This window comes from Flavisolibacter ginsenosidimutans (genome assembly GCF_007970805.1).
Lineage (GTDB): Bacteria > Bacteroidota > Bacteroidia > Chitinophagales > Chitinophagaceae > Flavisolibacter > Flavisolibacter ginsenosidimutans.
This window is the reverse complement of record NZ_CP042433.1, coordinates 892,584-907,798: the sequence shown is the minus strand read 5'-3', so window position 1 is coordinate 907,798 and position 15,215 is coordinate 892,584. Positions and strand designations below refer to the sequence as shown.

Sequence of the window (15,215 nt, the reverse complement as noted above, 5' to 3'; positions counted from 1 at the left end):
TTAGAGACAAAAATCGTTTCCCAATCAAAAGAGTCGTTCTTCTCAGAACGACTCTTTTGATTACAGCACAATCCTTTGATCTTGCAAGCATGATTTAGGGCTTACTTCAAATACCGCTTCATTTCCCTTTCCGTGTCTTTCTGTTTAATGCTTTCCCGCTTGTCGTGAAGTTTTTTTCCTTTGGCCAAACCAATCTCAACTTTGGCTATATTCTTTTCATTAAAATAGAGACGCAACGGAATAACGGTATAGCCTTGTTCTTTTAACCTGGCTTCCCATTTTTTTAATTCGCGTTTAGTGAGCAAAAGTTTACGGTCGCGAACGGCCTCGTGGTTGTTTACAGTACCGTGCGAGTACTCTGCGATGTTCATGGCCCGCAACCACAATTCGCCTTTTTGGAAAAGACAATATGCATCAGCAAAACTCGCTTTCCCGGCACGCAACGATTTTACTTCCGTTCCAAGCAAGGCGATCCCGGCTTGCAACTTGTCGTCAATAAAGTATTCGTAATAAGCCTGCCTGTTTTTAATTTCCATCTTAATTCTTGAAAAGCGTAAGCACTGATGTCAGCTTGCTTTTTAATTCGGGACGCGGAACAATGAAATCCAAAAAGCCGTGTTCCAAAATAAATTCGCTGCGCTGAAAACCGGGGGGCAAATCTTTTTTAATGGTTTCTTTAATCACCCGCGGACCAGCAAAACCAATCAGCGCACCGGGTTCGGCAATGTTTAAATCGCCAAGCATACCAAACGAAGCCGAAATTCCACCAAAGGTCGGGTCTGTTAATAAGGCGATATACGGAAGTTTCGCATCGGAAAGTTGCGAAAGCTTGCCGCTTGTTTTTGCCAGTTGCATCAGTGAAAAAGCGCTTTCCATCATGCGGGCGCCACCGCTTTTGCAAATGATGAAAAAAGGCAGTTTGTGTTCCAAGCAATAATCCACAGCGCGACTAAATTTTTCGCCCATCACGCTGCCCAACGAACCGCCGATAAACTCAAAATCCATCGCTGCCATTACAAGTTCGTGGCCGTTAATTTTACCCACAGCCACTCGCATGCTATCGGTTAAATCAGTCTTGGCCCAGGTTTCTTCCAGGCGTTTTTGATAAGGCTTTAAATCGGTAAAGCCTAGAAAATCTTTGGAGCGGATGTCGGCAAACAGTTCCGTATATTCTTTGTTATCGAACAAAATTTCGTAGTATTCTTCGCTGCCGATGCGGTGATGATAACCGCACTTCGGACAAACAAAAAGTGCTTCGCGCAAATCGTTCATCGTGCAGATGTAATTGCACTCGGGACATTTGGCCCACAAGCCTTCTGGTGTTTCTTTCTTCTCCGACGAAGGCGTGGTAATGCCTTTCTTCAGTCGCTTAAACCAACTCGTTTTTGCCTCTTGCGCTTTGCCTTCTTCGCCTGCCAGGTTCGATTCAAAATCTTCAAATTGTTGTATCATCAAATAGCATTTGATTGAACACAAATATAGGCGGTTTGGAGTTTGGCATTTGGAGTTTGGAGTTGGCGTTTTGTGCGAAGAAACTTTTCTTCTTTGCGTGGCGCTCAAGTTAGTGCCCGGAGTTTATAAAATAAAAAACTCAATCACGTAAAATGATTGAGTCCGGGAAATGCTATCAAAAATTTATACCGCTGATTTCTTACCGCAACTCCTCGCTTGTAAAGGCCAGCGGCAACAAACGGCTTGCGCTGTCAATCACATAAACAGGTCCTTCCATACCGCCCAAAATTAATTGCACAGGATGATTTACACGGCCTTCAAATTCCTGCAAGGATTGCCGGCAAATGCCGCAAGGTGAAATGGGATGATCGCTTTTTTGACTGTCGCTGCGGTAACTGATGGCGATGGTTTCGATGGGCACTTTCGGAAAAAGAGATGAAATAGAGGCAAGCAAAACTCTTTCGGCGCAAAGGCCTACAGGAAAAGAAGCGTTCTCCTGGTTGCTGCCGGCAACAATTTGTCCATTGGCCATTTTAGCCACGGCGCCGACTTGAAAATTAGAGTACGGTGCGTAAGCGTTTGCACTGACTTCGCGGGCTTCGTTCAAAAGCCATTGGCTTTCTTCGGGCAACTCGGATATACTGTCGTACACCTTGTAGTTAAATTCGAATTTGTTTTCTTTCATGGTTCAGTATTAGAGACAAAAATGCCCCTCCGTTTTTTAGAGGGGCATGTAAAACTAACTTATTTTACGATACGGAACAAGCGGCTCCAACGCGGGCCACTGTCATAACTGAACCAAATGAGCCAAGCTTTTCCTACCACTCTGTCCTCGGGAACAAACCCCCAAAAACGGCTGTCTTGTGAGCCTTGCCGGTTATCACCCATCATCCAGTAATAATCCATTTTAAAAGTGTACGATGCTGTCTCTTTTCCGTTGAGGTAAAACTTGCCCTCCTTCAGGTAAAAGTCGTTGTGTTCGTAAACGCGAATGGCTCTTTCGTAAACGCCGTAATTCTGCGGCGTAAGCAGAAGCCTTGCACCTTTCTTCGGAATCCAGATCGGGCCAAAATTGTCGCGACTCCAGTTGTGAAAACTATCGTAGGGAAATACTTGCTGAAGATTGTTCGTTGGGTCTAAATAAGGCGTGATCTTATAACCTTTCTTCTCCAGATCTTTTCTTGCGTCATCAGTCAATACAATGGTGTACACAAACGGAACGCTGGTGGTTGCAAACTCGCCTTTGTCTACATCCACATCGTAATCTTCTTTCAGGCTCACAGCGTCCAATGTTTGCCCGTTGGTGACAACTGTGTATTTAATGAGCGACTTCGGCGGATTGGGCTCCATCGTTCCGTTCACAAAAACCACGTTGTTGCGTACTTCAAGAGTGTCTCCCGAAACCCCAGTGCAACGTTTAATGTAGTTATCGCTTTTGTCCGGCGGATGAATGGCCAGCGGGAAATCCTCAGGGTGGCCTTTGATATAATTTCTTCCTGCTTCCGTATTGCCACCAAAGTCACGGCTGCGAATCACATCATAATACGGTATGGCCGATTGAAAATCAGGTTTGTTGATAACGGTATCACCCGCCGGAAAGTTGAACACCACCACATCGCCTCTTTTTACCGGCGATGCAAACCAGCGGATATAAGGCAACTCAACCAAAGTGCTGTACGATTTTTTGCTCGTGCCCGGAATGTAATTGTGTACGAAAGGAATGGAGAGCGGCGTGTTGGGAATGCGCGGGCCGTAACTGAATTTGCTCACAAACAAAAAGTCGTTTACCAGCAAGGTCTTTTCCATTGAGCCGGAAGGAATGGTGTAGGCTTCAAATACAAACGTGCGGATCAACGTAGCGGCAACAACGGCAAAGATGGCCGCGTCCACCCATTCGCGCCAGCCGGGCTTCTGGTAACGTTTTACGCCTTCGGGGCCGATGAATCTTGTCTTCGCATCGTAACCCAAATAGGGGAAATAAAACGGTGCAAACAAAGCTGCCAGCGTGTGGTCGCCGAGTGAAAACTTACCGAACAATTTCACCCACTCAATAAAAATTCCCGGCGTAATGAACCAGCCCACTACCGGTATCAATTGCCAGAAGACCCAATGCTTCGGCCGCTTTGCCAAATCCTGCATCACCCACGTATTGTAAAAAGGCACGTATGCTTTCCATTGTTCAACACCTGCTTTTTGAAACATCTTGGCCAATCCAAACGAGGGAAGAAACACAAGAAGGAAAGAAATAAGGTAAACGGTCAGAACGTGAGAGAGCGGCATTCGGTAGTTTTTAAAGCGGTCAAATTTATTATTTAAAACCTGTTGAAGGTAGTCCGCTCCTAAAAGTTTTTTTGTTAAAGTACTTTGAGTTGTTCGGGGTTTGAAGATTAAAGTTTGAGGTTGACTGTTATGCGCAAATGTTTTTCTTCTTCTTTTCTCTAAGCCAGCAGCATTGGCGCTGTACGAAATATTTTTATGAGCCAGAGGTTCGCCTGTACATTGAGCTTCTGTTGCGTCGCACTCTTGTACGCTTTATTCGCTATGCGGCAAACAATGTTGCACGCAACAACTTCTGCGGCGCCGCGTGAAATGCCGAAGCATATTCCGAACCATGACGTGTGCGACGCAACCGGCGATGAATAGTGTTACCGAAGCTGGTAACATAAAAAAAACTCAATCGAAAGCCCGATTGAGTTTATAAAAATCATGAAGAGAAAACTTTGTGTTTAACCGCTTTCTCTGTCAATGTTATCCTATTCCACCGTTACGCTTTTTGCCAAATTGCGCGGCTTGTCCACATCGTAACCTTTTGCAACGCCTACGTAATACGAAAGCAATTGCAGCGGAATCACGCTCAACATCGGCGCAACAATCTCGTCGGCTTCGGGAACTTCAATCACGTCATCGGCCAGGCTTGTGCTGTGCTCATCGCCTTCCGTAATCACAGCAATCACCTTGCCTTTGCGGGCTTTAATTTCCTGCATGTTGCTGATCACTTTTTCGTGATACGAATCTTTCGTTGCCACAAAAACCACAGGCAGATTTTCATCAACCAGGGCAATCGGTCCGTGCTTCATCTCAGCAGCCGGATAACCCTCAGCGTGGATGTAAGAAATTTCTTTCAGCTTCAAGGCGCCTTCCAGCGCAACCGGAAAGTTGTAGCCTCTTCCAAGGAACAAAGCATCGCTTGCATCTTTGTATTTTTCGGCCAGTGCTTTAATGCGCTCTTGCTGTTCCAGCACCACTTTTACCTTATCGGGAACGCTGTTTAATTCATCCAGCAAACGCATGTAACGGTCTTTATCAAGCGTGCCTTTTTCATAACCAATCTTCAACGCAATCATGGTGAGCACGGCCAATTGCGCCGTAAAGGCTTTGGTAGAAGCCACGCCAATTTCGGGACCGGCGTGAGTATAGGCACCGCCGTCCGACACACGGGAAATGGACGAGCCAACGACATTAACCACACCCAAAATAATGGCACCTTGCTTCTTTGCGTTTTCAATGGCCACAAGCGTATCGGCGGTTTCACCGCTTTGTGAGATAGCGATGATGACGTCGCCTTTGTTGATGACCGGGTTGCGGTAACGAAACTCCGAGGCGTATTCCACTTCCACGTTGATGCGGCAGAGCTCTTCAAAAATGTATTCAGCCACCAAACCCGCGTGCCAGCTTGTGCCGCAGGCCACCATAATGATGCGGTTGGCGTTCATGATTTGCTCGGCATATTTTTGAATGCCGCTCATGGTAATGGTGCCTTTTTCGGCATCAAGTCTTCCCCTCAAACAATCATAGATGGTTTGCGGCTGCTCAAATATTTCTTTCAGCATGAAATGGTCGTAGCCGCCTTTTTCAATGGCCGCCAGTTCCATATCCAGCTTCGTGATGTAAGGCGTTTGGCGTTCGTTGCCAAGGTTTTTTAAAATGAGTTCGTCGGCTTTGATGATGGCGACTTCGTAATCGTTTACGTACACCACTTCTTTTGTGTATTCAAGCATGGGCGTCGCGTCCGAACCCAAAAAATGTTCGCCTTTGCCGATGCCGATTACCAGTGGACTTCCTTTTCGTGCCGCAACAATCGTATCGGGGTTTTCTTCATCCAAAAGAAGAATCACGTAAGCACCGGAAACTCTTTTCAAGGCGATGCGCACGGCTTCTTCCAGACTGCATTGCGTGTTCGTTTTAATTTCTTCAATGAAGTTCAGCAGCACTTCGGTGTCGGTATCGCTTTTAAACGTGTAGCCCTTGTTTAAAAGTTCCGTCTTCAGTTGTGCATAGTTTTCAATGATGCCGTTGTGAATCATGGCCAGTTTGCCACTGGCACTAAGATGGGGATGGGCGTTGCGGTCACTTGGTTCGCCGTGCGTGGCCCACCGCGTATGACCGATGCCAATGTTTGATTTAAGGTTTTCGCCCAACAAGGTGTTTTCAAGCTCCGCTACTTTTCCCTTCTTTTTATAAACGGTAAGATGCGGGTTCATAATTGCAATGCCCGTGCTGTCGTAGCCGCGGTATTCCTGCCGTTTAAGGCCGGTGATGATGATGGGGTAAGCTTGTCTCGGTCCGATGTATCCAACGATTCCGCACATAATAAAATTGATATTGAGTGATTGTGATATTGGGATATTGAGTGAATGAAAAACAGGAACGGCAAAGCCGGTAACTTACTGTCTCAATATCTCAATATCCTTTCTGGCAGGCGCGAAAGTCTAAAAAAATGCTGACAAGCCAAAACTTTAGGAGGCAAGGTTTTGTTACAACAAAATACCCGTGAGAATAAGATAAGCCATCGAAAAATAAATGATGATGCCTGTTACGTCCACCAGCGTGGCAACGAAGGGCGCAGAAGAAGCCGCGGGATCGGCGCCAAGTCTTTTCAAAAAGATGGGAAGCATGGAACCGGCCAATGTTCCCCACAAAACAATGCCGATAAGCGAAAAACCGATAGTTAAACCCACTGCCGTCGAGTGTGTAAGGTAAGCGGTTCTGATTTCGGGGTCTTTCATGTGCATAAAGCCGTGTTGAATGAGTTCGTGCCATATCTGGATGCGCAAAAAACCTACCGAGCCGAGGATAACTCCTAATACAAGGCCTGATAAAATTTCACGGCGCATTACCCGCCACCAGTCAGCAATAGTGACTTCGCCAACGGCCATTGCCTGGATGATCAGCGTAGATGCCTGGGAGCCGCTGTTGCCGCCGCTGGAGGTAATTAGCGGAACAAAAATGGAAAGTATGGCCACTTTCTGCATCTCGTCGGAGAAATAGGTCATGGCCGACGTCGTCAACAATTCACTTACAAAAAGCGCCAGCAGCCAACCTACCCGTTTGCGAATAAGTTTGAAAAAAGCAATGTCGAGATACGGTTCATTCAAGGCCTGCGTGCCGCCTATTTTTTGCATGTCTTCGCTAAATTCCTCGGTGGCTACCCAAAGAATGTCGTCAATGGTAACGATGCCCAAAAGTTTGTTGCTGTTACTCACCACGGGCAGGGCCACGCGGTTGTTCATCTTAAAGGCTTCATTGGCGGCTTCCTGATCAGCGTAAGCATTTAACGAAATCACCCGGTTGTCCATTAACTCACTGACCTTTTTGTTGGGCGCAGCCAGAATAAATTCACGGATCCGTATGTCGTCAAGCAGTTCGCCTTTGTCGTTAATCACGTAAATCACATCAATCGTTTCGCTGTTCTTTCCCACGCGTCGAATGATTTCGAGGACACGCTGCACCGTATCGGTTTCCTGCACGTAAACGTAATCGGGCGTCATCAAACGTCCCACACTGTTTTCGGGGTAACCCAAAAGCGAAAGCGTAATTTTTCTCTCTTCCTGGTTCAACAGTTTGATAAGTTCACGCACTACGTCGCTGGGCAGATCTTCCAGCAAAGCGGTGCGGTCATCGGGCGGCAGTTCATTTAACAGTTCGGCGGTTTTGCCGGGAGGAAGTTTTTGAATAATGTCCTGTTGCGTGGCCGTCTCTAATATTTTAAACACGCCGGAAGCGCGGTGGATGGACATGTACATGATGATGGACGCATCGTGTTCGGGCACGGTGTAAATCAGTTCGGCTACGTCGCTTATGTTTTGCTGGTCAAGGAAATTTCCGATTTCTTCTGGATCGCCTTTTTCCAGCACATGCTCCAATTCTGCCTGTAATGTTTCCAACGTCATGCGCCAAATTTACTGCACGAAGAAAAAAGGCAAAAGCAAAAGGCTAAATTCAAACGAAGCCTTCATCAGCAAAGACCGTTTACTTTTGGTTTTGACTTTTTGAATTTCGATTTATGACGCTAAAACAATTGAGCTATTTATTGGACGATGTGCACGCCGCCGGCACAAAGAAGATGGGACGCGGCGTGTTTACAAAAGCACCCATCGCTGCCGGTACGCTCATTGAACTGGCGCCCGTGATTGTCATGAATGCCGAAGAGCGAAAACTGCTGGACAAAACGCTCTTGCACGATTATATTTTTGAATGGGGCGAAGCCCGCGACCAATGCGCAATGGCGCTCGGATTGGTGCCGGTTTACAACCATTCTTTTCAGTCGAACTGCGAATACGAAATGTACTTTAAAAAGCAGGTCATCGCAGTAAAAGCGGTAAGAGACATTAAAAGAGGAGAAGAACTTTTCATCAATTACAACGGCGATTGGAACAGCCAGGACCCGCTGTGGTTTCCGGCATCGTAGTTCAGGAATCGCAGGTTGACATTGCTTTGGCATTGAAATGAAAAAATTCCTGCTGCAAAATTTGCGCTTGTCACACTTTTATGCGAAACGAAGAGGCCTTTGCAACCGCTAAATTTGTTTTATGTCCTTGATCACAGTCGCCATAGTCGAAGACATTAAAGACATACGCGAAGGTTTGCAGATTCTCATCGGCAGCAGCCCGGGTTTTATTTGCAACCAGGTTTACGCCACCGGTGAAGAGGCGGTAAAAGCCTTGCCTGCGCATTGTCCCGACGTTGTATTGATGGACATTCACTTGCCCGGCATCAACGGCATAGATTGTCTCCGGCAGGTAAAGCAAGCCTGCCCGAACACGCAGTTTATCATGAGCACCGTTTACGAAGATGACGACAATATTTTCGAATCGTTGAAAGCCGGCGCTCACGGTTATCTTCTCAAAAAAACAGAGCCGGTTAAAATTCTCGAAGCCATCCGCGACGTGCACGCCGGTGGTTCGCCCATGAGTGCGCAAATTGCGCGGCGCGTCATTCAAACCTTTCAGGCAAAAAACAACAAAAGTGAAGAAGCCTTGCTAACGCCCAAAGAAAAAAGCATCCTTCACGACCTTTCCAAAGGACTACGTTACAAAGAGATTGCGGCCGCGGAAGGCATCAGCATTGACACGGTTCGCACACACATCCGCCGGATGTACGAAAAACTTCACGTGCAAAGCCGCACCGAAGCACTCAACAGGGTTTACGGAATGAAGTGAGAAAGGATATTAGGATGTTGTGATATTAGGTGATGGGGTGATTGTCTCAATTGTGCCGAACGGAAGGACGGTACCCCAAATGAAATATCCTGATATCCCAATATCGTCTTTATCCCTCGTCGCATTTTAATGCGATTGTCTTGCAAGCTTACCCCGGTTAGCTTAGCTTAAAAATAACTGATATGAAAAAGCTCCTCGGCTATGCCTTTGTTCTAACGCTTTTTGCAGCGCCATTTACACCCGTGAACGCACAAGGAATTTTGGGAAAGATCAAGCAAAAAGTAAAAGACAAGGCCGAGCAAAAGGAAGACGAAAAAATTGACAAGGCCGTGGACAAAGCGGCCGACGGCGTGGACAACGCAACGAAAAACGGCGGTTCAAAAGGCAGCGACGCGAAGGACAACAACGTGAAGCAAGTGTCTAACATAGAAACGGGAAATAACGAAACGCCTTCTTTAAAAGTTTACCAGAACTACGATTTTGTACCCGGCGATAAAATTTTATTTGAGGACAATTTTACCGGCGATCAGGACGGCGAATTTCCCTCGCATTGGGAACTGGAAAAAGGACAGGGGCAGCTTAACAAAGTAAGCGGACAAGAAGCTTTGTTCTTGACAGAAGGAAACTACGCTCGTGTTAAACCACGAATGAAAACCGAAAAATATTTAACCGAACCCTTTACGATTGAATTTGATTATTACAACAAAGACAGGGCTTACGGCATTCTTACTTTCCTGAGCCGAATAGACCCGGCCTGCAATTGCGAAACCACGTCAGACGTGCAAGTAGGCGCATCGGAAGCGTCCTTCAACGGCGTGGTGGATTTCTCCAAAGCTTATCCGGCCGGTTTGCAAGATGAAAACTTCGTCAACAAGTGGCATCATATAGCGATTGCAGTGAAGAATCATCAATTAAAACTTTACGTTGATCAGAACCGAATATTGGTGGTGCCGGATACAAAAAGCGAGTTTTTTAAAGTTGGTTTCGGCGGCATTGGCAGCGAAGAACAACCGCTTATTTTTAAGAACGTTCGCATTGCCTCGGGTGGCGACATGAACATGATTGGCAAAAAATTTACCGAGAGTAAGATCATCACACACGGCATTAATTTCGATATTGACAAGGCCAGCATCAAGCCCGAAAGCATGGGTACATTAAACATGATTGTTGGCGTGTTGAAAGAGAATCCCGATTTAAAATTCAGCATCGAAGGACATACCGATAACAGCGGCACGGCAGCCCATAATCTCACCCTTTCGCAACAAAGAGCCGAGGCCGTGAAAGTACAACTCATAGCGATGGGCGTTGACGGTTCGCGTCTTTCCACAAAAGGTTTGGGCGATACAAAGCCCATCAGTGACAACAACAGCCTGGAGGGCAAAGCCAACAACCGGCGTGTAGAGTTTGTGAAGATGTAGTCCTTTCATTCAAGTAGGCAAAGTCATTCAAACCAAAACCAATTGCTTATTCTTTTTCACGGCATCGCCATATCAGTTCTACTTAATCCGTACTCCTTCTTAACGCTTTCATAAGACCAATCCCTTTACATTCGTTTCATGCCGCTGCGTATGAAACCGTTCTGCCTGTTTCTCTTTTGTCTTTCAGCTTTAAAACCTTTTGCCGCTACCGTTACCGGAACTGTGGCCGACGAAAAAGGCACACCGCTTCCCTTTGCATCCATTTCGGTAAAAGGCACGAACAAAGGCGCCATTGCCAACAGCACCGGAAAATATTCGTTATCACTTGACGAAGGAACCTACGTTCTTCAATGCCGGCACGTAGGTTACAAAACAGAAGAGAAAACGGTTCGGGTAAACAACACAAACCTTGTCGTTGATTTTCGTCTATCAGAACAGGAACTAAAGATGGAAGAAGTGCTGATTAAAAGAGGCGAAGACCCGGCACTCGAAATCATGCGCAAGACCATTGCCAAACGTGATTTTTACAACCGGCAAACCGATTCACTGACGGTGGACGTTTACATCAAAGGCTTGATTCGCTCCAACGAAATACCGGATAAATTTTTCGGGCAGAAAATTGACAAAAGCGAATTGAAAAAGGAAGGCATTGATTCAACCGGCAAGGGCATATTGTTCCTTTCCGAATCATTGACAAAAGTAGCGTACAAGCGACCTGGTAAAATAAAGTACGAAGTTGTGTCGTCGCGGGTAAGCGGCGGTGGCGGCTTTGGTTTTAGCTTTCCCTTCTTCGTTAATTTTTACAACAGCAACGTGCAGCTTTTCAGCGGCAACGTTAATCCGAGAGGCTTTGTATCGCCATTGGCTGATGCCGCTTTTCATTATTACAAATTCCGGTTTGAAGGTTCGTTTTTTGAAGGCGGAAGGCTAATTGACCGCATTCGGGTAACGCCACGCAGAAAGAACGAACCTTTGTTTGAGGGCTATCTGCAAATTGTGGACGAGGAATGGCGCATTCACAGTCTGAACCTGGCGACGAACAAAAGCCAGGGCTTGGATTTGCTGGATACGCTTCGTGTTACGCAATTGCACACCGAAGTTGAAAAGAATGTTTACAAAACGGCCAATCAGGTCGTGTCACTTTCGGCAAAATTTTTTGGCTTCGGCATCTCCGGCGATTTTCTGAACGTGTATTCCAATTACAACCTGAATCCTGGTTTTAAGAAAGGTTTTTTCAACCGCATTTTGATGAAGTACGACACGGCTTACAACCGGCACGACAGCAGTTATTGGAGCAACCTGCGACCCCTGCCGCTGGAGCAGGACGAGCGGCGGAATTTCATTTTTAAAGACAGCCTTCGTCGCGCCGACCGCGATTCGTTACATTCGAGGCGCTACATGGATTCGTTGCGCAGGGCGCAAAAGCCAGTTCAGCTTCGCGAGTTTGTAAAAGGCGGCGTTATCAAATATTTTTATTCGCCTTCCGCTGTTTCCATCTATCGCTTTGATCCTTTTTTACCGATGGGAATTGGTTACAACAGCGTGGAAGGTTTTGCGCTCATCGCGAACCAAAAATTGAGCATTCAACCGCACAAGAAGAAAAAAGAATACGAATTGAATTGGAATACGCGGTATGGTTTCAGCAATCATCACCTGAATTCTTTTGGCGCTTTCACCATCCAAAACCGGGAAGAGCCTTTTCGCAATCGTTACCTGCAATTCAGTGGTGGCAAGCGGCTGCTGCAATTTAATCGCGACAATCCCGTTGATCCCTTTGCCAACGCATTGTACACGTTGTTTTATAAACGGGCTTATCTCAAGCTTTATGAGGCCTGGTTTGGAAAAGTAGAATACAACAACCGCTTTGAAAACGGTCTAAGGTTGAATCTTGCTGCCAATTACGAAGACCGCATACCGGTGGAAAATTCGACAGATTTTTCTTTTTTCAAGAAAGGAGAAATGTTGTTGCCGAACCATCCTTATGAGTTGGCCAGCGTTCCCTTTGAAAGGCACGCTGCTTTTGTAACATCGGCTACCGTTTCTTTTCAACCGGGACAGCAATACATTCAGTTTCCGCGATCAAAAGTGCCCATCGGTTCAAAATATCCAACCTTCGAATTGCAATATGCGAAAGGCATTCCAACGCTCTTCAACAGCACAGCCGATTTTGACAAATGGAAGTTTTCCATTTATGATGAAACGAACTTAAAGCTCCTGGGTACGTTCAAATATCGCGTAAGCGTTGGCGGATTTTTGAACAACAAGCACGTTGACATTCCCGACTTCACGCACTTCAACGGCAACCAAATGTTCTCAAACTGGAACTATGTGAACAGCTTTCAATTGGCGCCGTATTACCGTTACAGCAACACGGAAAGGCTTTACGGCCTGCTTCACGCCGAACATCATTTCAACGGATTGCTCACCAACAAAATTCCGCTGCTGAACAAATTGAAATGGAACCTTGTTGGCGGCACCAACACGTTTTACATCAACCGAAACAATTATTACGTCGAGGCTTTTGCGGGCCTGGAAAATATTTTCAAATTATTCCGCGTGGATTTTGTAACCGCCACGCAAGCGCAGTCCGGACACAATTTTGGTGTGCGCATTGGCTTGGGCGGTGCATTGGGTGGAAGCATCAGCAGGAAAATGTAAAACATAAAATATAGAATGCAGAACGTAAATCGCTTCAACTGAACGGCACTTTCGCATTTTGGATTTTACATTTTACATTCCTTATTTTTGCCCCCGACCTTATTACCCCAAACCAAAAGAATAAATTATGGCATTCAGCACAACCATCCAACACGTAGAGAAACCGGTTCCCGTTACGCCAAACACTCCTTCCAATGATATAGGCGATGCTTTGTTCAGCATGGTCATTCTTTCGGTTTACGGTGCGCAAATGAGCAAGAAAAGCGTTCGAAAACTGAAGCGTCAATTTTTTCTTACCACGCTCAAGCTAAAAGCAAAATCGCTTTTTAGTCCAAGAGCATCCGTTTCCGATAGAACACTGATCTACATTTTACTGGGTATTGCTTTGATTGCGCTGATTGTGCTTGCCCCGGTGGCTGCGCTGGTTCTTGCCATCATTGCCCTTGTTCTCATTCTTGCCGGCGTTATTTAAGCTGAGTAAAATCAGTCTTTCTTTCACATTTCCGAGAGGATGCGAAGGCTATCTTTGCGCCGTTTAAAAATTTTTCTCACCCTGCAAGTGAGCCAAAATTTATTTATGGCAGCATTACACAACCGCATTTCCCAAAAGGAACTGAAGCAACGCTTGTTGGCGGAAACCGAACCGCGTACAACCATTTCCTTCTACCATTATTTTCCCGTTGCCGACCCGAAAGCTTTCCGGGACGAACTGTTTTTGCATCTCGACAAGTTGAACGTGTTTGGCCGTATTTACGTGGCGCACGAAGGCATCAACGCACAAATCAGCGTACCGATGTCAAATTTCGAAGCTTTTAAAAATTATTTGTATTCCATCAGTCCCTTGAACGGAATTCGTTTAAACATTGCCGTGGATGACGACGGCAAGTCGTTTTGGGTGTTGAAAATAAAAGTGCGGGACAAGATTGTAGCCGACGGCATCGAAGATCCAGGCTTCGATATGGAAAATCGGGGCAAATACGTGAACGCCGAAGCCTTCAACCGCCTGACCGAAAATCCGGAAACGATTGTGGTGGACATGCGCAATCATTACGAGTATGAAGTGGGACATTTTGAAAGCGCCATCGAAGTTCCGTCTGATACGTTTCGCGAACAATTGCCGATGGCTGCTGACATGCTGAAAGACGCAAAAGAAAAGAACATCATCATGTACTGCACCGGTGGCATTCGTTGCGAAAAGGCCAGTGCTTACATGTTGCACAAGGGATTCAAAAATGTTTTCCACCTTGAGGGCGGCATCATTAACTACGTGAACCAGGCAAAAGAAAACGGCCTGCCGCTGAAGTTTCGCGGAAAGAATTTTGTTTTCGACAACCGTCTTGGAGAACGGGTAACAGAAGAGGTTATTTCCAAATGCCACCAATGCGGAACGCCTGCCGATACACACGTGAACTGTGCCAACGAAGGATGTCACTTGCTCTTTATTCAGTGCGAGGAATGTAAAACAAAGTGGGAGGGAACATGTGGTCCTGAATGTTTTGATTTCATTCACCTTCCGCTTGAAGAACAAAAAGAAAAACGCAAGGGCGTTGACAAGGGCCGAAACGTTTTCAACAAATCAAGAGCGAGGCTGCGGCCGAAACTTTCGGAACTGCAGAAAACAGAGCAAGGACAGTAAAAGTTTTTTCTTTCATCGGCAACAACAAACAGTTTGGAGAACTTATCTTAGCATCACTGCGTGAGAAAGTTTCTGACCATACTAGCGCTTTGCTGCCTGCTTTTCCTTGTCGGAGGCTATCATTTGCTTTACCAGTTTCGCCTTGCCGAAATAAAATCAGCCGTCAAAAAAGAATTGATAAATACAAGAAGAACCGAACTGACCGAGCTTGTTTTTACCACATCCGGCCTGGCTTCACTTGATTGGGAAAGCAAAACAGAATTTCGCTATCAAAACACCATGTTCGATGTAGTGGAAATTGAGAAGAAAGACGGCAAAACGGTTTGTTGGTGCCTTGCCGATGCTAAAGAAACGGCGCTTGTGGATCAGTACCTCAAAACGCAAAATTCTTCTTCTGAGAAGAGTCCGTCGCAATCACTTTTCAAATTATTAAAAGCACCCTTTCTTCCCGTAACCGTTTTAAAAAGCGAAATTTTTCTACAAGAAAAGTTGACATCCTTTTCTCTTTATGCTTTTTCACTTCTCGCTACACCAACACAGGTGTTGACGCCGCCACCCCGGGTTTGCTGATTTCTTTTTACAGAACCGTATCACCATTTTATCAGCAAACAA

The 15,215-nt window shown here is 46.0% G+C and carries 13 protein-coding genes; 7 read left to right on the top strand and 6 right to left on the bottom strand.

Annotation, left to right across the window (positions count from 1 at the left end; genetic code table 11):
* Nucleotides 1-101: 101 nt before the first annotated feature.
* The 6 genes from smpB to mgtE form a co-directional block, all read right to left on the bottom strand.
* Complete coding sequence (gene smpB / locus FSB75_RS03750) at nt 102-536, bottom strand: SsrA-binding protein (RefSeq protein WP_146782977.1); 435 nt, start codon at nt 534-536, stop codon at nt 102-104.
* A gap of 1 nt (nt 537) precedes the next feature.
* The gene (accD, locus tag FSB75_RS03745; protein ID WP_146782974.1) at nt 538-1,452 is read right to left on the bottom strand and encodes an acetyl-CoA carboxylase, carboxyltransferase subunit beta; all 915 of its coding nucleotides are present in this window, start codon (nt 1,450-1,452) and stop codon (nt 538-540) included.
* 199 nt (nt 1,453-1,651) lie between these two features.
* A complete protein-coding gene (locus FSB75_RS03740; protein ID WP_146782969.1) occupies nt 1,652-2,137 on the bottom strand; it encodes a cytidine deaminase in 486 nt (161 codons plus the stop codon).
* A 59-nt stretch (nt 2,138-2,196) separates the two neighbouring features.
* On the bottom strand, nt 2,197-3,732 hold the full coding sequence (locus FSB75_RS03735) for a S26 family signal peptidase (protein WP_146782966.1): 1,536 nt from the start codon (nt 3,730-3,732) through the stop codon (nt 2,197-2,199).
* A gap of 473 nt (nt 3,733-4,205) precedes the next feature.
* On the bottom strand, nt 4,206-6,041 hold the full coding sequence (gene glmS, locus FSB75_RS03730; protein ID WP_146782963.1) for a glutamine--fructose-6-phosphate transaminase (isomerizing): 1,836 nt from the start codon (nt 6,039-6,041) through the stop codon (nt 4,206-4,208).
* A 165-nt stretch (nt 6,042-6,206) separates the two neighbouring features.
* Nucleotides 6,207-7,622, bottom strand: a complete 1,416-nt coding sequence (mgtE, locus tag FSB75_RS03725; RefSeq protein ID WP_172623055.1) for a magnesium transporter — start codon at nt 7,620-7,622, stop codon at nt 6,207-6,209.
* Nucleotides 7,623-7,735: 113 nt separating this feature from the next.
* On the opposite strand from mgtE, the gene FSB75_RS03720 reads away from it, so the two are divergent.
* The 7 genes from FSB75_RS03720 to FSB75_RS03690 all read left to right on the top strand — a co-directional run bounded on the left by FSB75_RS03720 (nt 7,736) and on the right by FSB75_RS03690 (nt 15,173).
* Complete coding sequence (locus FSB75_RS03720; RefSeq protein WP_146782960.1) at nt 7,736-8,140, top strand: SET domain-containing protein; 405 nt, start codon at nt 7,736-7,738, stop codon at nt 8,138-8,140.
* Between the two features lie 121 nt (nt 8,141-8,261).
* Nucleotides 8,262-8,891, top strand: a complete 630-nt coding sequence (locus FSB75_RS03715) for a response regulator (protein ID WP_146782957.1) — start codon at nt 8,262-8,264, stop codon at nt 8,889-8,891.
* 182 nt (nt 8,892-9,073) lie between these two features.
* A complete protein-coding gene (locus tag FSB75_RS03710) occupies nt 9,074-10,309 on the top strand; it encodes an OmpA family protein (protein ID WP_146782954.1) in 1,236 nt (411 codons plus the stop codon).
* Nucleotides 10,310-10,459: 150 nt separating this feature from the next.
* Nucleotides 10,460-12,967, top strand: a complete 2,508-nt coding sequence (locus FSB75_RS03705) for a DUF5686 and carboxypeptidase regulatory-like domain-containing protein (RefSeq protein WP_172623054.1) — start codon at nt 10,460-10,462, stop codon at nt 12,965-12,967.
* Nucleotides 12,968-13,094: 127 nt separating this feature from the next.
* On the top strand, nt 13,095-13,439 hold the full coding sequence (locus tag FSB75_RS03700) for a hypothetical protein (protein ID WP_146782948.1): 345 nt from the start codon (nt 13,095-13,097) through the stop codon (nt 13,437-13,439).
* A 105-nt stretch (nt 13,440-13,544) separates the two neighbouring features.
* A complete protein-coding gene (gene trhO / locus FSB75_RS03695; protein ID WP_146782945.1) occupies nt 13,545-14,603 on the top strand; it encodes an oxygen-dependent tRNA uridine(34) hydroxylase TrhO in 1,059 nt (352 codons plus the stop codon).
* Between the two features lie 60 nt (nt 14,604-14,663).
* Nucleotides 14,664-15,173: a hypothetical protein gene (locus tag FSB75_RS03690; protein WP_146782943.1), complete on the top strand. Its 510-nt coding sequence runs from the start codon at nt 14,664-14,666 to the stop codon at nt 15,171-15,173.
* Nucleotides 15,174-15,215: the final 42 nt, after the last annotated feature.

What these genes read in the sequence shown, in the direction of transcription:
- trhO (WP_146782945.1), top strand. Translation starts at nt 13,545, where the DNA reads ATGGCAGCATTACACAACCGCATTTCCCAAAAGGAACTGAAGCAACGC.
- FSB75_RS03700 (WP_146782948.1), top strand. Translation starts at nt 13,095, where the DNA reads ATGGCATTCAGCACAACCATCCAACACGTAGAGAAACCGGTTCCCGTT.
- FSB75_RS03735 (WP_146782966.1), bottom strand. Translation starts at nt 3,732, where the DNA reads ATGCCGCTCTCTCACGTTCTGACCGTTTACCTTATTTCTTTCCTTCTT.
- FSB75_RS03715 (WP_146782957.1), top strand. Translation starts at nt 8,262, where the DNA reads ATGTCCTTGATCACAGTCGCCATAGTCGAAGACATTAAAGACATACGC.
- FSB75_RS03710 (WP_146782954.1), top strand. Translation starts at nt 9,074, where the DNA reads ATGAAAAAGCTCCTCGGCTATGCCTTTGTTCTAACGCTTTTTGCAGCG.
- FSB75_RS03705 (WP_172623054.1), top strand. Translation starts at nt 10,460, where the DNA reads ATGAAACCGTTCTGCCTGTTTCTCTTTTGTCTTTCAGCTTTAAAACCT.
- mgtE (WP_172623055.1), bottom strand. Translation starts at nt 7,622, where the DNA reads ATGACGTTGGAAACATTACAGGCAGAATTGGAGCATGTGCTGGAAAAA.
- FSB75_RS03740 (WP_146782969.1), bottom strand. Translation starts at nt 2,137, where the DNA reads ATGAAAGAAAACAAATTCGAATTTAACTACAAGGTGTACGACAGTATA.
- glmS (WP_146782963.1), bottom strand. Translation starts at nt 6,041, where the DNA reads ATGTGCGGAATCGTTGGATACATCGGACCGAGACAAGCTTACCCCATC.
- smpB (WP_146782977.1), bottom strand. Translation starts at nt 536, where the DNA reads ATGGAAATTAAAAACAGGCAGGCTTATTACGAATACTTTATTGACGAC.
- accD (WP_146782974.1), bottom strand. Translation starts at nt 1,452, where the DNA reads ATGATACAACAATTTGAAGATTTTGAATCGAACCTGGCAGGCGAAGAA.
- FSB75_RS03720 (WP_146782960.1), top strand. Translation starts at nt 7,736, where the DNA reads ATGACGCTAAAACAATTGAGCTATTTATTGGACGATGTGCACGCCGCC.